This is a genomic window from Pseudoalteromonas sp. APC 3893 (assembly GCF_030408095.1).
Classification (GTDB): Bacteria; Pseudomonadota; Gammaproteobacteria; order Enterobacterales; family Alteromonadaceae; genus Pseudoalteromonas.
In genome coordinates this window covers 76,692-95,275 of the sequence record NZ_JASDCD010000013.1, presented here as the reverse complement: position 1 = coordinate 95,275, position 18,584 = coordinate 76,692, and the positions used below count along the sequence as shown (strand labels likewise).

Sequence of the window (18,584 nt, the reverse complement as noted above, 5' to 3'; positions counted from 1 at the left end):
CTGACTATGGAACAGCCTACCAACTCAGGCAATAGTGATCATTCAGCCACTGAGACTGCATCGCAAGGTGCAGAACAGTGGCAAGATCATCTAGCTAAACTTGCTCAATATGGTGAACAGATATATCAAGATTATCGCCAGCAAGCAGGTATCTGTAAGCAGGTTGCCGTTGCCGAATGGCGCTTATCTACCCGTTCACTTGCTCTTACGATCATATTACTGGTTAGTTTTGCAGGCGGACTCGTTTTACTATGGGCCGGCCTTTTAGCAACTATTGGCTTAGCTATTTTTTCTGCAAGTCATTCCATTTGGTTAGCTGCGTTATCATTGATAGTGATGCAACTGCTGTGCTTAGCTTGGTTATGGAAAAATATTGGTCATATAAGTCGTAAAATCGGCTTTGATAAAACTTCTCGCAGCGTCAAGCAATTATTCAATATTAACGAAGAGTAAATCTGTGTATTAAGGATAGCCATGTTCATTGATTATTTTATTCATAAACCCCAAAGCAAGGTCGACCAACTCAGTACCGAAATGGATACCTTAGATGAATTAAAACGCCAACATCAACAAGCATTTAAATACAGGTTAAAACGCTTTACCGTCTCTAAGGCAGGTTTAGCAAGTGCCTTCACGGCAGGCGCAGGTTACCAAGCTTTAAAATCGAATGAGAACTCAACTAGTGTTATCAGTACTGTGGGTAAATTCACTTGGCTTTTGCGCTTACTGTAATAATTAAAGCCCCAATAGAGCAAAACTTATTACACATGATAAATCAAAGAAGTCTTTAACCCATAAATCCGAGTGTGCGATCAACTTATGCTTATCTATAAATGCATAGCTTTCCAACGGATATATTTTTACTAATATTCTCTTATAGTTAAATAAAAATGCCTCATACTTTAATCACACTCTTTAAAAAGTCCTGTGGATAAAACAGTTTATTACATTCGGTTACACCAAAAGTGCTATAACCTTATTAAAAGCATGGTTTTTTAGTGAGTTATTGACTACAATTTGGTCCAAATGTTAAGAGTAAAGAGTGTCGTCATTTTATCATCATCATTACAAGAGCGTCTTTATCGTTTATTCGTCTTATTAAGCTTACCCGGCGTTGTAGTAATTCTATTTAGTCTTTGGCATGCAAAAGAAAATGTGCTCAAAGAAAGCCGTTTGCAAGCATTAGCTATTGCAGAACAGTTAGCGGCGCAACAAACAAGCTTACTCGATGAGATTGAACATTTTACTGTCGAGCTTGCACAACTAGACGCTTTTACGGCTCCGTTACAGTCTGGTTGTCCGCCTTACCTCGAAAAAATACAGTCCCTTAATCCTGAAATTGCAAATATCGGTATTATTAACCTTAAGGGTCAACCGCAATGTTTACTAAGCGGAATGAATAAAGACATAAATATTTCAGATCGCCAGTACTACATCAACGCACTCGAAACTCAAAGTTTTGCTATAGGTTTTTTTCAAAAAGATCGAAGTTTAGGTACACATACAGTCAATTTCGCATACCCGCTGCTCGACACTCAACAGACCCCATATGGCGCAGTCGTAACTGTAATCACTTTAGATTGGTGGAGTAAAAAGCTAGCCAACTTTCGCTTACCTGATGGAGCTATAGCCGTTATCACCGATAACCACAACCGTATTGTTGCTAATTCAAATCATGATAGTGACATGTTTGGTCAAAGCATAAACCAGTATGGATTTAGCAATAGCACTTCAGGTGTGAGTAACATTGTTGATTTTAAAAACAAAAGCTATGTAATTCATAGTCAGCAAATGTATAGGGATAACGTTAATAATTCACTTAATGTTTATGTTGCTATTCCTTTTAACGTGCCAATAGGTAAAGCGAATCAATTATTTTTTAATACTCTGATCGCTTTTATCCTGATGATAGTTCTACTTTGCATTTTTGCCCGTATACAATTAAAACAAGTCGTATTAACCCCCTTAGCACGCTTAACTACAGCAATACAAGACCTTGCAAAAGGTGATTTACCCAAACAATTTAGCCTTAAAAGTGAAGAGCTTAATAATTTATATAAACATTTTGAATATATGGCTCAAACTCGTTTAGCTTCTGAAGCACACATAAAACGGCAGCACGACGAGCTTAACGGCTTATTAAGTGCTCTACCCGATATTTATATTCGCATCAATATCCATGGTGATGTACTTAATTTAGGAGGCCAATTCTCTAAGCTAAATAGCCCTTTGAAAGTGCGAGACAAATTGCATTTACGAGATCTGCTTGATGAAGAAGCTAGTAAGCAAATACTAAAAAAATTACCCACACAAAATGATACTGCACAATTTGAGGTAGTTCAAAGTAGCCCTAGTACTAAGCATATATACGAAGTCAGGATCAGCGCTAAACAAACCAGTAATGAATATACTATTGTATTACAAGATATCAGCCAGAGAAAAAAAGCCGAGCATGCCTCAAATTTAGCCTCTTTAGTTTACGCTAATAGTAGTGAGGGCATGGTTATAACTGACCCAAGTGCAATTATATTAGATGTTAATCCCGCATTTTGTGATTTAACCCAGTATCGTAAAGATGAAGTATTAGGGAAGCCAATATCAATTCTTAGTTCAGGCAATCACAAAAAAGTCTTTTATAAAAAAATGTGGCAAGCAATAGAAGAAACAGGCCGCTGGCAAGGAGAAGTCATCAACCGACGTAAAAATGGCGAGCTATTTACCGAATGGTTAACCATAGACACTGTTTATGATGAACATTACCAACCTCATCGTAGGGTTGCTATTTTTACTGATATTACAGAGAAAAAAGCAGCCGATGAACTTATTTGGCATCAAACCCACTTTGATCATTTAACGAACTTGCCCAACAGAATTGAATTAAAAGAGCGTTTAAATCAACGTTTAGCTAGCAACGTTAGCGTAAATGAACCTCTGGTGGTCATGTTACTTGACCTTGATCACTTTAAAGATATCAATGACACTCTGGGGCATTTTTATGGTGATAAATTATTAAAACTCACTGCTAAAAGGTTGCTGGAGAATATTACAGACATTGAATTTATTGCCCGTATTGGTGGTGATGAGTTTGTTATAGTACATTCCAAATTGATCAGCGAAGAGCACATTAAAAAAGTTGCCCAAGATGTACTTGATGCCATGTCAGCATCCTTTAAATTAGAAGGTGAAGAAGTTTATATTGCAGCAAGTATCGGTATTGCTATTGCTCCTAATGATGGAGATAGCTGTGAACAATTACTTAAAGCAGCCGATCAAGCAATGTTTCAAGCTAAACAAAATGGCCGTAATTGTTATAAGTTTTTCAATGTAGATTTACGAGAGCAAGCCCAAGCAAGGATGGAGCTGTTAAAAGATATGCGCCACGGCATTGAGCAACAAGAATTTGACTTACACTATCAGCCAATTGTAAATCTTGATACAGGTAAAATACATAAAGCTGAAGCTTTAATACGTTGGCAGCACCCAGACAAAGGCCTAATTAACCCTGCACATTTTATCCCCTTAGCTGAAGAGTCTCGGTATATTAATCCATTAGGTCAATTTGTATTTACTACTGCAATAGACACACTAAACACTTTAAGATCACAAGTGGATGAAGGTTTTCAATTAAGTATCAACGTGTCACCTGTACAATTTAGCTGCTTAGATAGTGGTATAGATGAGTGGCCTGAGCTACTAAAGGCTGCTAATTTACCGCTCAGTTCAATCGTCGCAGAAATTACAGAAGGGTTAATGATAACCCCTGAGCCATTAACTCAAAGACGTCTTAAAACATTAGAGCATTCAGGTATGGAGTTAGCTCTTGATGACTTTGGTACGGGCTATTCTTCTCTTGCTTACTTACAGCAAATGGATGCTGATTACTTAAAAATAGATAAATGCTTTGTCGATAACATAAAGGCAGGAAACCAAGAACTCGCTCTTTGTAGAGCAATCATTACTATGGCTCACCAATTTAATCTCAAAGTTATTGCCGAGGGGATCGAAACCCAAGAACAACATCTGCTACTCCTTGGACTCGGGTGCGACTACGGCCAAGGTTATTTATTTTCTAAACCATTACCAAAAGCTGATTTTTTAACTCTCTTAAAAAAGTAACGTGCTAATCTTGGTAATCTTTACTGTGTATTTGTTGTTGCTTACTCGTTAGTTCGTCAGCAACAAAAGCACCACGCTCACCACGTTTTTTTGCTTTACCTTTGGTACTATCTTGCATGGTTTGTTGTTCAATACTGGCATTCAGTGCTGCACCAAAAATGATGATGTATGCACTTAAATACAACCACATAAGCATAATTACCACCCCACCTACTGAACCATACGTTTCATTATATGAAGCGAGTGTAGCAACATAAAATGAGAAACCAAGTGACGCAACAATCCATAATATAGTTGCCAATAATGAACCTGGTGTCACCCATCGCCATTTAGCTGCTCGCCTGTGAGGGGCGTAACGATATAGGCAAGCCAACGCAAAATTAAAAATAAATGCGAGCAGCGGCCAAGATATCAATTGAATAATGAGATCAATACTTTGAGTAAAGCCAACTAAATTAAGAACAATCGGCAAAATACCAATAATAAGTAACGCTACAACAGCAACCGTAATTGCACCGACTGAAAAAATAAATCTAAACAGCAATGCGATAAAGAATTGCCGCGTATGATTTTCATGATAAGTAATATTACATGCAGTGATCAGCGCTTGGCTACCCTTACTGCTACTCCAAATAGCCAGCAATAATGTACTCAAAGCACTTAAACTCAATGACGCTTGTGATCTTTGGCTCACTGCTGTGACTTGCTCAAGTACTATTTCACTGGTGCTTGGTGGTAACAAGGTGATGAATTTACTCAATAGAGCCGAGATATCAGCTGGTGACGCAAAATAAGCATAAACAGAAACTAAAGCTGCAATTGCCGGAAAAATAGCAAGTAATGCATAAAACGCCACACCCGCGGCAACAAAAGATAAATTATCTTGCGCAAGGCTTGTATAAACGCGCTTACAAATACTCCACCAACCCCGCAATGGGATTTCATTTGGCTTGTTAGCTTGATAACCATATTGACTTTGTGGCATTTGAGAACTCTGAATTATCGTTATGTAATCTTTTAGATATAGCAATCAGCTTGCCAATACAGTATGGCCTTCGACTTGCATTAAAAAACTGAGATGGAGAGTGTAGAACGCATCAGGAAAAAGCCATGTATAATTTTTTTAGCAATATAAATCAATACGCTAGCACTTTATCTAGTAATGAAAAAATACTACCAAACGAGCAAACATGGCAGTTAACTCTTGCAAGTGTTAACTCTCAAGTCATGCAGTTTTTACATGCTGCTGGGCAAATGCTACCCGCATTAATATTAGGTGTACTCGCGATTATCGGTTGCTATTTTCTTGCTCGACCACTCTCTTACTTACTCATAAAACCACTGGGGTATGTCAGTGAAAGTCGCTTATTACATGTCGTAACTAGGCGCTTTATTAGCATATTAATTATATTATTTGGCGTATATTTATTTCTTCGCTTAGCGGGGCTGACCCAATTTGCTGTGGCCGTAATGAGTGGTACTGGCTTACTAGGTTTGATACTTGGTTTTGCTTTTAGAGACATTGCCGAAAACTTTATTTCAAGTATGCTCTTGAGTGTACAAAGGCCATTCAAAATAGATGATGTAATAGAGGTAAACGGTCATCTTGGCGTAGTAAAAAAGGTAACTGCCCGTGCCACCACTCTGGTTGATTTTGATGGTAATCATATCCAGATACCAAATGCGAATGTATATAAAAACGTTATTAAAAACTTAACCGCCAACCCGAAAATGCGTGGTCATTTCACCTTAGGTATTGGCTATGATAATGATATTAAAGCGGCTCAACGACTTGCATTAAATATTCTGAACAAACAAGCGCCGGTTTTGAGTGAACCTGCCCCACAAGTACTTATTAATGACTTAGGCTCAGCCACTGTTAACTTCACTATTTATTTTTGGGTTAACAGTGAACAGCACAGCGTATTAAAAGTTGCATCACAACAAATGCGAGAGTTGGTCAATAACTTCACTGAGCAAGGTATTAGCATGCCCGACGATGCGCGTGAGCGTGTACTCGTAAATAGCCAAGGCGATGATATTTATCCTACGCTCGATAATGATGAAAAGTCAGCTCTTAAAGCCAAAAGAGCTAACAGAGTCGATACACCGATTCACCAAGATGACGACACAAATATTGATGATGTCAGTAGTGATACAGATGAAATTAGAGAGCAAGCAGAAGAGTCTCGTGACCCCGAGCAAGGCAATAATATAATTTAGCGTAAATCTAAGGGAGCATTTATTCGCTCCCTTAAAAAATGAGTGTAATAACCCACTTTAAATAGGCGAACCCGGTGGTATTGGCAACGCTTTAAAGTTATCTGGCCACTGTCCAGATGATAAGAACAGCTTAACTTGCTCCGCTAAGTATTGCTTAAAGGCACTTTCACCAATGCTGACACTGCTAAGCAGTGAACCTTGTTGGAAATCTTTACTGAGCTTAACTAAATAATAACGAAGCTGTGCTTGCACCTCCGGAGCAACACTATCACTGGCTGCCAAGTCAGCAAATTGCTTGGCCGTTAATAGTTGTACGCGCTGGTTAATTTTAGCGGCCATTGGCGTTTCATTACTCGCTGTAAACACTTGCTCATATACTTGTGCAAGCATTTCATCAAGACTGAAAAACGCATTACTGCGCGCTTGCTGTTGAGCTAACCGATTTAACCGTTGGCTATTTAGCATAAGCGATAAACTATGCTGTGCTGCGACTTCCGGCAACGCCATAGCATCCAGTGTTAAACCAGTGCGACCAACAATACTCTCACGGTTTTTAGACTCACCGTAAGCCTTAGGTGGGATAAGAGCCAAAATACTTTCTGGTAAAACTAAGTTGTCAGCCTTTAACGTGCTAAGCATTGCTGTGAGTGCATGTTGTTGCACTTCTTTACTTACAACTTGCGCGCCTTTTATAGCGCCTTCACTACGTATTTCATAGTCATAATCAACACCTGCAATCAGCTTAACCGCAGATTCTACTTGGTAACGATGAAATAAATACAGCGGCACCAGCATTTCCTCAAGCTGCGACAGTGCAGTACCTGTTTTAATATTGTTAATACCAAAATTAGCTAATGCATGTTTGCGCACCTCAAGCACTCGGGTTAGCTCATCACTGGGTGAAGTGCCATTATCCCAAAGATGGGCCGTTGGGTGTGCACCACCTTTTGCTCGTGCATCGCTATCAGAGATAAACTCAAGTCCCTTGCTTTTATTCTCGGCTAAAATAGCAGCCAGCTTTGTGTTCTCATCAAAGCCAGTAAAGTCACTGTAACCATATTTAATAACTTGAGTATCCCACTGCCCCATACCGTGCGCATAGCCACGGCTCACATCAAGCTCACCTTTATCATTGAAGCTTAATAATGGGTGAGGATAATCCATTACAGATGCTCTATCGGCCACTGATGCAGCAAAGTTGTGTGCAATCCCTAATGTATGGCCAATCTCATGCGCACTCAATTGACGGATACGGTCTAGCGCCATCGCTTGCAAGGTTTTAGTAACCTCATTCCCTTCAACATAAGGCGCAGCAAGAGCTTCAGCAATTAAAATATCTTGGCGTACACGTAGTGATCCCAAGGTAACGTGACCTTTTAAAATTTCACCTGTACGAGGGTCAATCACTGAACTGCCATAAGACCAACCACGCGTAGCACGATGCACCCATTGAATGACGTTATAACGGATATCCATAGGATCTGCGTTATCAGGTAATACTTTGACGATAAATGCATTTTTATAACCTGCTGCTGCAAATGCATCACTCCACCATTTCCCGCCTTCTAATAATGCTGTTTTTACTGGCTCTGGTACGCCTGGATCTAAATAATATACAATTGGCTCGATAGGTTCACTAATTGGCAATGATGGGTCTTTTTTAGCAAGACGATGGCGCGGAATATAACGCACTAACATAGAGTCACTTAATGAAGCCGCGTAATCTTTATGCTCAACACTCCAGTAACCAGATTGCGGATGAAATGCACGTGGTGTGTAGTTATCGTCAGGCAGTTTAATTAACGAGTGATGCATATGTACCGTTAGCGCATATGGGTCAGCACTGACTTGGCGAATATATTGCCCCGGCTTGCTACCTTTAAAGGTAAGCACCGCTTCAAGCTCAGTATTCTTCATAAACGCTTTAGAGCGTGGCATAAATACCGCACTACGATTTTCATCTAAACTAAAGCTACCTTGTTTACGAGCTGCAAGCGTGCGACTAACACCGTGAACGTCACTTAATAAATAAGGCGTGTAATCAATTAATACCGCTTGCGGGCTTTGCGCCACGACCTTAAAGCCAGCTAAAATACTTGAAGCAAAGGCTTCTTGAATACTTTTTTGTTCAGCTTTATTACTGGTATTTGCGCGGTAATATGTATTAATTGCTCTGAGCATCACTTTGTCGCCAAAGTGCTCAAACTGCACCAGGTGAGTATTGCCTAATTGGCCACGATCAAGACCTATATCATTCGAACCAACACCATAAGGTAAGCTTTGCTGTAATAAAAACTGTTGCTCTAATTTGTCTACCTTTAAGTAGACTTTGCCATTTTCGGTATCGTAAAAGAATGAAAAATAGCCAGGAAAATGATTCATTTGTGAAGTAAAATCATTTATAGACTTAATTGCTGCGTGCGCTTGGGTTATCATAGTTAGCAACACAGTAAAGAGTATGTAACGTATCAGTGGTATTTTTTGCATAATCTTATCTTTGTTATTCGCGTTTTAAATAAGTTTAAAGGTGATGCCAGTATAATGTATCCACTTTAAAATACATCTATTTAAGACGAAATTCAGCGCTAGCTTTGATGATCCCTCTCACCCTATGATTATCATGGCCCTTAACGTTATCAGGAAAATAGAATGCGTAGACTACCCCCAGTATTACTTGAAGACGGTTGCCCTAGAGATTTAATTTCGTTGATCAGAACAGTATTAGCGGCATGTAAAGAAATTTCATTCCGTGTCGGCCAAGGCGCATTATCTGGCGTACTTGGTTCAACCCTCGACGAAAACATTCAAGGTGAAACACAAAAGAAACTTGATGTACTAACCAACCAGCTACTAAAAGACATATTACTGGAATCAGGTTACGTTAAAGCCATCGCATCAGAAGAAGAAGACTACACGGTTGCAGGCAACCCAGATGCAGATTACATCGTAGCGTTTGATCCGCTCGATGGCTCGTCAAATACTGATATTAACTCATTAGTAGGCACTATTTTCTCAATAATGAAAGCGCCTGAAGGCTCTGATCCTGCCGATCAAAGAATTTTTATGCAACCGGGTAAAAATCAAGTTGCAGCGGGCTACGTACTTTACGGCCCATCAACAGTTTTAGCCCTAACGACAGGTAAAGGCACTCGCTTTTTCACTTTAGATAAAACTCACGGCACGTTCTTGTTAACTGAAGATTTCGCTAAAGTACCAGAAGATACCAATGAGTACGCTATTAACGCATCAAACCAGCGTCACTGGCAGCCAGCTATGCAAAACTATATTAACGATTTAATTGCTGGTGATACAGGCCCTAGAGCGCGCAATTTCAACATGCGTTGGATTGCCGCTATGGTGGGTGACGTCCACCGCGTATTATGCCGTGGTGGTATTTTTACCTACCCTACCGACACTAAAGATCCTAACAAACCAAATAAACTGCGTTTACTTTACGAAGCAAACCCAATGGCCATGTTAATCGAGCAAGCTGGCGGTATCGCGTCAACAGGCACTGAGCGTATTATGGATATTCAACCAGATGCCATCCACCAACGTGTAGCAGTGATTTTAGGCTCTAAAAACGAAGTCGAAACCTGTTTGGGATATCATAAGTAACTCTCAGCCTATCTCTTGATCACAAGTCGAGTTCTTTCATAAAAGCATAGGACTCGGCTAGAAATACCAATTTCACCTAGCCATCTCAGATGGCTTTTGTGCCGACTCGACCTATTCGTTTGCTGTCATGCCAGCCCCCCAGCTTTGCTATCACATAGAACAACCAAAAAGTGGCCAGGCTATGTTGATGGAAATCGTGCTCGATAAAGCCCTTCAAAACTGCTATGTTTTAATCCCAACAACAGCGTTAAACAGCACTGTTTTTCCATTGTTAACCACTAAAATTTAGTAAAAGCCATAGGCAGTTTGGTGGGGAAACAAGCACTTTTGAACGCTTTACTTTCGGTAAGCTATTGAGTTTGTTAAGGTCTAGGCCGCTACTCAATAAGCAGTTCCAGAATATTGTATAAGTGTTTATTCGCTCAACTTGAGCACAATTACTTAAATAAAGTACAATAGAACTATTAAAGGCTTGAGTTACTTGTAACTCGAGCCTATTTATTTTTAGTAGAGAACCAAATCATGGCGCAAACTCGCGGAAATTTATTTATATTATCAGCTCCTTCTGGGGCTGGTAAATCAAGCTTAATCAATGCACTACTAGCTAAGCATAGCGATATGAAAGTATCGGTATCGCACACGACTCGCTCGCCGCGCCCAGGTGAAGAAAATGCTGTTCACTATCATTTTGTAACAGTCGATGAGTTTAAGCGCTTGATTGAACAAAATGACTTTTTTGAATGGGCGCAAGTATTCGATAACTATTACGGCACTTCTAAGCAAGCGATTGAAGAGCAACTTGCTGCTGGCATCGATGTGTTTTTAGATATTGACTGGCAAGGCGCGCAACAGATGCGTAAATTAGTTGATAACGTTGAAACTATTTTTATTCTGCCCCCATCCAAACAAGAATTAGAATCACGCTTAAATAGCCGAGGTCAAGATTCAGCCGAAGTAATTGCTGGACGTATGGCACAGGCACAATCTGAAAGCTCTCACTATGATGAGTATGACTATTTAGTTGTGAATGATGATTTTAATACTGCACTGGCACAAATTGAAACAATAGTGCTTGCAAAACGCTTGTCATTGCAGTGTCAGTCAGTTCGTCATAAAGACCTAATTGCTGACTTAATAAAATAACTATTGATATATTTATAGATAAAAATTAACCACTAGCTATTGGCGAATCTTGCTGGGTGCAGTAAACTACGTCTTTGCTTAAAAATTTATTTGGAGTGCTGAAGATGGCTCGCGTAACTGTTGAAGATGCAGTAGATGCAATTGGTAATCGTTTTGACTTAATTTTAGTTGCGGCTCGTCGTGCCCGCCAAATCGCAGTGGGCGGTAAAAACCCATTGGTTGACCCAGAAAACGATAAGCCAACAGTCGTTGCTTTACGTGAAATTGAACTTGGTTTAGTTGATAGTTCATCAATGGATGTTATTGATCGTGAAGAGCAACAACACCAAGAAGCGGCTGAAATGGCTGCCGTTGCCGCTATCGTAGGTGGCAACCAATAATCTGACTTCCCGGTCTGATTTAGCCAACGGTGTAGTATTTCTACTCTAGCCGTTGGCAATCCCTTCTTTTCATCGTATATTCTTAACATACCGTTACCTATTTGCTTCACGAGAACATTGGAGTGTGAATGTATCTTTTTGAAGGTTTAAAAAAGAAAATATCAGAATACTTGCCACCGGCAGATGTAGAACTGGTACAAAAAGCCTATGTAGTTGCTCGAGAAGCGCACGAAGGTCAAACTCGCTCAAGTGGCGAACCTTATATAACTCACCCAGTTGAAGTGAGCCAAATTCTTGCGGGCATGCACTTAGACCATGAAACTCTCATGGCTGCCTTGATGCACGATGTAATCGAAGATACCGACTTCAGCCAACAAGACTTAGCCGAAATTTTTGGCGACACAGTTGCAGAGCTCGTTGAAGGCGTGAGCAAGCTCGATAAACTCAGCTTTAAAGATAAAAAAGAATTTCAAGCTGAAAACTATCGTAAAATGATTATGGCGATGACGCAGGATATCCGTGTTATTTTAATTAAGCTTGCCGATCGTACTCATAACATGCGAACTTTGGGAGCGCTTCGTCCTGATAAGCGACGCCGAATTGCAAGAGAAACACTTGAGATTTATGCACCCATAGCTAACCGTTTGGGTATTCATGATATTAAAAATGAACTAGAGGATTTAGGCTTTCAAGCCCTCTACCCTATGCGCCACAGAGCGCTAAAATCGGAAGTTGCAAAAGCACGCGGAAACCGCAAAGAAGTTATCTCAAATATTCAAACAGAAATAACAGCGCGCCTTGAAGAAGCCGGTATTACTGCGACTGTATCTGGACGTGAAAAACACTTATATAGCATATATAAAAAGATGCTAAATAAAGAGCTATTATTTAATGAAGTCATGGATATTTACGCGTTTAGAATTGCCGTAGAGTCTATGGATACCTGCTACAGAGTGTTAGGTGTTGCGCATAACTTATATAAGCCTATAGAAACGCGCTTTAAAGATTACATTGCCGTACCAAAAACCAATGGTTATCAATCTTTGCACACTTCACTTGTCGGCCCTCATGGTATTCCAGTTGAGATACAAATTCGTACTCATGATATGGACCATATGGCTGATAAAGGGGTCGCAGCACATTGGATGTACAAAAAAGCGGGTGATGGCGCTGGCCATACGGCGCAACAACGTGCTCGTCAATGGATGCAAAGCTTATTAGAGCTGCAGCAAAGTGCAGGTTCATCATTTGAATTCGTTGAAAACGTTAAAACCGAATTATTCCCTGAAGAAATTTACGTGTTTACTCCCGATGGTCGCATTGTCGAGCTACCTATGGGTGCAACGGCTGTTGATTTTGCTTACGCTGTTCATACAGATGTAGGCAATACCTGTGTTGGGGCTAGGGTTAACCGCAAGCCTCACCCACTGAGTCAAGCATTAGATACAGGCCAAACAGTCGAAGTCATAACCAGCTCTGGTGCACACCCAAATGCAACTTGGCTTAACTTTATTGTTACCGGTAAAGCACGCTTAGGGATTCGTAATTACTTAAAGAATCAACATCAGGAAGAAGCACTGCAATTAGGGAGGCGCTTACTTGATTCAGCATTAGGTGAAACAAAATTCAGTGACTTACCTGATGAAAATATAACACGAGTATTGGACGAGCATAATTTAAACACTGTATTAGAGTTACTGGTTGAAATTGGCTCTGGCAATCTAATGAGTATGTTAATCGCTCGGCGCTTGCTGCAAAACGATGATGAAGATTTAAGCGATATAGCGAAGAATGCCAAAGCAACTATCATCGGCACCGAAGGCATGCTGGTTAACTACTCAAAATGTTGCCGCCCAGTGCCAGGTGATGCTATTACTGCCCATATAAGCCAAGGTAAAGGCGTTACCGTACACCGCCAAGAATGTAAAAACATTCGAGGCTGGGAGTCTGAGCGCTCTAAATACCTGGTCGTAAAGTGGGATGATAACCCAGAAAAAGAATATATCGCTGCCCTGCGCGTTGAAATAATCAACCATCAAGGCGCGCTGGCAAAATTAACCAATGTCGTGGCAACTACACAAGCAAATATAGTTGAAATAACGACTGACGAAAAAGAAAGTAATCTCTATGTGATAGACCTTGGGATCACCGTTAAAAACCGTGTTCACGTTGCTAACATCATGCGCCGTATTCGCGTAATGCCTGATGTGCAAAAAGTCTATCGTAAAAAATAATAGGAAAATCATGAATAAAGCATTTATTTCTACCGAACAAGCCCCTGCAGCTATTGGTACATACAGCCAAGCAGTTAAGGTCGGCACTGCCGTTTACCTATCAGGGCAAATACCACTTGTGCCTGAAACAATGGAAGTGATTTCAGAAGATTTTGCTGAGCAAACACATCAAGTGTTTAAAAACGTCAGCGCAGTTTGTAAAGAAGCCGGTGGGACTATTCAGGATTTAGTGAAAGTGAATATTTACCTAACCGATCTATCAAACTTTGCTACTGTTAATGAAGTAATGAGCCAGTATTTTAAAGCTCCTTATCCTGCCCGTGCAGCAATAGGCGTTCGCGCTTTACCTAAAAACGTACAAGTTGAAATAGATGGCATCATGGAATTGCCTTCAACCAACTAAACCTATCAGGCATCCAAACTATTTGGATGCCACTCCCCTCTAATAGCCACCCTAATTTCTTGACAGTTATTAATTTCTCTAGCACTCTATACCCAAGCCACCTCAAGGTGCGATTTTCAGTTGGAATTAAAAGCGATTTAGGCAAGGCATTGATTGCAAGTAATAGTGGTTCTATTGTTAAAATCAATAACGCAGTATAAATCGCTTTTAAACCAACCCTTTGGGCGTTTCACAGAGACTTACTCTCATCGTTGTTACTTCTTAAAAGGGATGGCCATTCTTGCAAAGTAACGCCTTGATATTAAGCTCCTGTGAAACGCTGAATTCTGCATATTGAGGTGGTTTGGGTATATAATAATAAAAATAAAACCTTTAACTTTAGCAGTGCAAAAGGATAATGTGTGTTTAAGCTAGCCCATAATGGTAACGTATTACTGGATGTAATAGAGCATTCACCTCCCAGCGCCGCCTTTGTAATTGAAGCGCTTGAACGTTCTAAGTTTTGTGAATGTCGTGTTGAGCAAGAGTCCATTAAAGCTTATTTTGATGCGCCTAATAATGAGCGTACTATTGTCGTTGCCAGTAAACATGATGCTACTCTCGTTGTAGCTATCAGTGACGATAAAATGCTTGCAACCGGTGAACTAACATTAGCGCAAGGTGGTAAAGTTCTCGACTTGGATACAGCCAAACAACAATTAATAAAAGCAGGTATCGCAAGAGGGTATAAGCAAGCCTTTTTAGAGCTGCTATTACAACAACAATTTGAACTACCCGCGGGACATACAGCGAAAGGAATATTAGCCAAAGGCCGCCTCCCGGTAGATGGGTTATCGTCACGATTAATCCCGCAAGTACAAACTTTAAAAGAACGTTTAAATGCCCCCAAACTGCGTGAAGATGGCACCGTAGATATGCGTGACTTCGGCAAGCTCGCAAGTGTTGAGCCTGGTGTACTACTGATTCAACAACAACCTGCAACTCCCGGCAAAGAAGGCTTTACGGTGACTGGTGATTCGCTTCCAGCAAAACCAGGCGAAAGCTTCTCTTTAGTCGCAGGTGAAGGCACTGAAATATCAAAAACAAACCCTTTAGAACTGGTCTCGACTATTTCCGGAGTGCCTGTTGAAATAACCAATGGTATGCGCGTTGATGACATTTATACCGTTAAAGACGTAAACGTTAAAAGCGGCCATGTTAACTTTGATGGCAGTGTTATCGTTACCCAAAATATTGAACCTGGTATGAAGGTCACTGCAAAAGGTGATATTACTGTCATGGGTACCGTTGAGTCTGGCGAACTCACCGCTCAAGGCAATATTACTATCAAGCAAGGAGTTATCGGCCACCAGCTAGATGATAAGTCCTTATCTTGCAAAATTATCAGTGCTGGTGATATCCACCTTTCTCACGCTCAATATAGCTTCATCAGCGGCAACAATATTTTTATTGAGCGCCAAGCGAGCCATTGTATGATGAAAGCCACGCGTTTATTACAAGTTGGTCAAAAAGATAACCCTCAAGGCAAAATATTTGGTGGTGAAGTACTTGATGCCGGTATGGTCATCGCTGGCGAAATAGGCAATGAATCTGGCGCCAAAATGTTAATTAATATGGCAACTTCTGGTAAAGAGATCACTGAAGAAACGGACAACTGTTTTAAAGAGTTAGCTAAAACAGATGAGCAACTCGACACCTTGCAAGCAGCCTTAGAAAAAGCTGATTTAGTTAAAGATGCAGATAAGAAAAAGCAACTTATCGCAAAAATAGGTGCCACCCAACAGCATTACTGCCAGCAGGCGGAGCAACTTGAACAACGCCTTTCAAAATTAGAGCATCATTTACATGACTTACTTAATGACGCAAACTTAGCAGTGAACAAGGTGCTTCACTCCGGTGTTGAAATTCATATTTTTGATAAAGTTTTAAAAACCAACCGTAACTATCCTCCTTGCAATGTAAAATTACAAGAAGGTAAAATTGAAGTAGAGTTTAAAACTAGTTAACTTCAAAGTTAAACATTCAGAGGCCTTACGCCTCTGGATCTGAACTTATTTTAGAGTATTCCTGCTACTTCTTGCTTTAGCTCTTCGCTCCAAACACCAACCTGAACTTGACCAATATGTGGCTTTTGTAACAGCAACATTGCTAGTCGAGACTGCCCGATACCACCACCAATGGTTTGTGGAAATTCATTTGCCAGTAGCTGTTTATGCCAATCGAATTCTAAACGCGCTTGATCTGCAGTAATTTCAAGCTGCTTCATTAATGCATCTGGACTTACTCGAATGCCCATTGATGATATTTCAAAAGCATCTTCTAGTACTGGATTCCAGACAAGAATATCACCGTTTAAGCCACTGTATTGTTCACACGTTTGGGTAGACCAATCATCATAATCCGGTGCACGCACATCATGTATTTTACCATCACCTAGTTGACCACCAATACCAATTAAAAACACAGCGCCATACTCTTGTGTAATCGCTTTTTCGCGCTGCTTTGCGGTAAAATCAGGATACATTTGGCGAAGTTGCTCAGAGTGTACAAAGGTAATTTCCTCAGGTAAAAAACCTGTAATACCAAATTCATCAGCTACAAACTGCTCTGTAGCTTTTAAACCTTGATAGAGTGATTTTACCGTCTCTTTGAGTTTCTCGAGTGAGCGTTCTGACGTGGCACAAATAACCTTTTCCCAATCCCATTGATCAACATAAACAGAATGTATTGGGCTCAAAGAGTCTTCATCTGGGCGCAATGCTTTCATGTGAGTGTATAGCCCTTCGCCTACCGCAAAGCCATGTTGTGCCAAGGTTTTACGCTTCCACTTAGCGAGCGAGTGAACAACTTCGAATTGACTACCTGGGAGCGTTTTTACCGATACACTTACCGCGTTTTCAGTGCCACTTAAGTTATCTTGAATGCCATCACCCACTTTAGCCAAAATGGGTGCCTGTACTTCAATTAGCCCTAATTTCTGCTCAAGCTGCTGTGAAAAAAACTGCTTAACTTTACTTATTTGCTGCTGTTGCTGCACATAGTGTGAACTCATAATAATTGGCCTCATTCCCAGTTATTGTTATTTGCTTATTTTGTCGCTGCGACAAACTTCAATAAAGCAATCCTCAAACATTTAGCAACAAAATTCAATAACCCACAAAAAAAACAGCCTTAACATATAATTTCAATTAAAATAGTGGTATAAAAAACAAAGATTCAATAATTATAGAACCAAAATTATATGGAAAATTATCAAATCGATAATCTCGATAAACAGATACTTCACGCCCTAATGGATAATGCCCGCACAGCTTATGCCGAATTAGCTAAACGCTTTGCTGTAAGTGCCGGCACAATTCACGTGCGCGTAGAAAAAATGAAGCAAGCTGGCATTATTACTGGCACGCAAGTAAAAATTGATGCAAAACAGCTTGGTTATGATGTGTGCTGCTTTATTGGCATTAACTTAAATAACGCACGAGATTACCCACAAACCTTGATACTGCTTAAGGAACTTGAAGAAGTTGTTGAGGCGTATTACACCACCGGTAACTACAGCATATTTATAAAGGTAATGACCCGTTCAATTGACCACCTACAAGATGTATTAATCAATAAAATACAGGCCATAGAAGCAATACAATCGACAGAAACGCTGATCTCACTGCAAAACCCCATTAGCCGCAGTGTTATGCCTTAAGGTATAATCACTCTAATTACGAGAGCAAAGAGAAAATAAAGAATGGAAAACACACGTTTTCATCGAGTTAAAAGTGTATTGGATCGCCGCCAAACAGATTTAACTGTATGCTTAGAAGATGTGCATAAGCACCATAACTTATCAGCCATAGTAAGAAGCGCTGATGCAGTGGGCTGCCACCATGTGCATGCAGTGTGGCCTGAGAATCAAAAATGGCTTACTAATAACACCTCTGGTGGTAGCAAAAACTGGATTGATACACACCTTCATAAAAATATAGATGATGCAGTTAGTACTATGCGTAGCCACAACCCAGACGTACAAATACTTGCAACACACTTGAGCCCAGATGCAATTGATTATCGTGATATTGATTACACAAAGCCCACCGCAATTATTGTAGGCCAAGAAAAAACCGGGATTTCGCCAACCGCACTGGCCCACGCCGATAAAAATATCATTATTCCAATGCAAGGAATGGCACAATCATTAAATGTATCTGTGGCTGCCGCACTGATTTTATTCGAAGCACAACACCAGCGCTTAAAGGCGGGCTTATACAACCGTGATATGCTGCAAAGTAGCATAAAGCATACGATGCTATTTGAAGGCTGCCATCCAATTATTGCACAAAAGTGCAAAGAAAAATCTTTACCTTACCCTGCACTGGATGACAATGGCGAGATCATCGCGGATGAAGCTTTTTGGCATACACTAAAACATGCTTGATGCCTTGCTAGTTCGCACGTAAACTCAAAAATATCTAA

Annotated in this window: 15 protein-coding genes; 12 read left to right on the top strand and 3 right to left on the bottom strand. The window is 40.3% G+C overall.

The annotated features are described in order from the left end of the window. Positions 1 to 6 precede the first annotated feature (6 nt). The 3 genes from QMA12_RS14800 to QMA12_RS14790 all read left to right on the top strand — a co-directional run bounded on the left by QMA12_RS14800 (position 7) and on the right by QMA12_RS14790 (position 4,116). Positions 7 to 453 (top strand): hypothetical protein, encoded by a 447-nt coding sequence (locus tag QMA12_RS14800; RefSeq protein ID WP_290210465.1) that lies wholly within the window; start codon positions 7 to 9, stop codon positions 451 to 453. Between the two features lie 21 nt (positions 454 to 474). Beyond that, positions 475 to 732, top strand: coding sequence for a hypothetical protein (locus tag QMA12_RS14795; protein ID WP_290210464.1), 258 nt, complete (start codon positions 475 to 477; stop codon positions 730 to 732). 294 nt (positions 733 to 1,026) lie between these two features. Next, positions 1,027 to 4,116, top strand: coding sequence for an EAL domain-containing protein (locus QMA12_RS14790; RefSeq protein WP_290210463.1), 3,090 nt, complete (start codon positions 1,027 to 1,029; stop codon positions 4,114 to 4,116). Positions 4,117 to 4,120: 4 nt separating this feature from the next. On the opposite strand, the gene QMA12_RS14785 is transcribed toward QMA12_RS14790, so the two are convergent. Beyond that, complete coding sequence (locus tag QMA12_RS14785) at positions 4,121 to 5,101, bottom strand: YihY/virulence factor BrkB family protein (protein WP_290210462.1); 981 nt, start codon at positions 5,099 to 5,101, stop codon at positions 4,121 to 4,123. Positions 5,102 to 5,226: 125 nt separating this feature from the next. Here QMA12_RS14785 and QMA12_RS14780 point away from each other — a divergent pair, with 125 nt between their 5' ends. Further along, complete coding sequence (locus tag QMA12_RS14780; protein WP_290210461.1) at positions 5,227 to 6,339, top strand: mechanosensitive ion channel domain-containing protein; 1,113 nt, start codon at positions 5,227 to 5,229, stop codon at positions 6,337 to 6,339. Positions 6,340 to 6,396: 57 nt separating this feature from the next. On the opposite strand, the gene QMA12_RS14775 is transcribed toward QMA12_RS14780, so the two are convergent. After that, positions 6,397 to 8,826, bottom strand: coding sequence for a zinc-dependent metalloprotease (locus tag QMA12_RS14775; protein WP_290210460.1), 2,430 nt, complete (start codon positions 8,824 to 8,826; stop codon positions 6,397 to 6,399). Between the two features lie 162 nt (positions 8,827 to 8,988). Here QMA12_RS14775 and QMA12_RS14770 point away from each other — a divergent pair, with 162 nt between their 5' ends. The 6 genes from QMA12_RS14770 (at position 8,989) to QMA12_RS14745 (ending at position 16,123) form a co-directional block, all read left to right on the top strand. Next, positions 8,989 to 9,957 (top strand): class 1 fructose-bisphosphatase, encoded by a 969-nt coding sequence (locus QMA12_RS14770; RefSeq protein WP_290210459.1) that lies wholly within the window; start codon positions 8,989 to 8,991, stop codon positions 9,955 to 9,957. Positions 9,958 to 10,479: 522 nt separating this feature from the next. Next, positions 10,480 to 11,100 (top strand): guanylate kinase, encoded by a 621-nt coding sequence (gene gmk, locus QMA12_RS14765; protein WP_087531117.1) that lies wholly within the window; start codon positions 10,480 to 10,482, stop codon positions 11,098 to 11,100. Positions 11,101 to 11,204: 104 nt separating this feature from the next. Next, on the top strand, positions 11,205 to 11,480 hold the full coding sequence (gene rpoZ, locus QMA12_RS14760; protein WP_058560306.1) for a DNA-directed RNA polymerase subunit omega: 276 nt from the start codon (positions 11,205 to 11,207) through the stop codon (positions 11,478 to 11,480). Between the two features lie 128 nt (positions 11,481 to 11,608). Further along, positions 11,609 to 13,714 carry a bifunctional GTP diphosphokinase/guanosine-3',5'-bis pyrophosphate 3'-pyrophosphohydrolase gene (gene spoT / locus QMA12_RS14755; RefSeq protein WP_087531118.1) on the top strand — a complete coding sequence of 702 codons (2,106 nt, stop codon included), beginning with the start codon at positions 11,609 to 11,611 and terminating at the stop codon, positions 13,712 to 13,714. Between the two features lie 10 nt (positions 13,715 to 13,724). Next, on the top strand, positions 13,725 to 14,117 hold the full coding sequence (locus QMA12_RS14750) for a RidA family protein (protein WP_087531119.1): 393 nt from the start codon (positions 13,725 to 13,727) through the stop codon (positions 14,115 to 14,117). A 401-nt stretch (positions 14,118 to 14,518) separates the two neighbouring features. Continuing rightward, positions 14,519 to 16,123, top strand: coding sequence for a FapA family protein (locus tag QMA12_RS14745; protein WP_087531121.1), 1,605 nt, complete (start codon positions 14,519 to 14,521; stop codon positions 16,121 to 16,123). Between the two features lie 50 nt (positions 16,124 to 16,173). Here QMA12_RS14745 and asnA read toward each other — a convergent pair whose 3' ends face one another. After that, positions 16,174 to 17,169, bottom strand: coding sequence for an aspartate--ammonia ligase (gene asnA / locus QMA12_RS14740; RefSeq protein ID WP_290210458.1), 996 nt, complete (start codon positions 17,167 to 17,169; stop codon positions 16,174 to 16,176). A gap of 189 nt (positions 17,170 to 17,358) precedes the next feature. On the opposite strand from asnA, the gene asnC reads away from it, so the two are divergent. Beyond that, on the top strand, positions 17,359 to 17,817 hold the full coding sequence (asnC, locus tag QMA12_RS14735) for a transcriptional regulator AsnC (RefSeq protein ID WP_087531123.1): 459 nt from the start codon (positions 17,359 to 17,361) through the stop codon (positions 17,815 to 17,817). Positions 17,818 to 17,859: 42 nt separating this feature from the next. Next, complete coding sequence (gene trmH, locus QMA12_RS14730; RefSeq protein ID WP_087531124.1) at positions 17,860 to 18,546, top strand: tRNA (guanosine(18)-2'-O)-methyltransferase TrmH; 687 nt, start codon at positions 17,860 to 17,862, stop codon at positions 18,544 to 18,546. Positions 18,547 to 18,584: the final 38 nt, after the last annotated feature.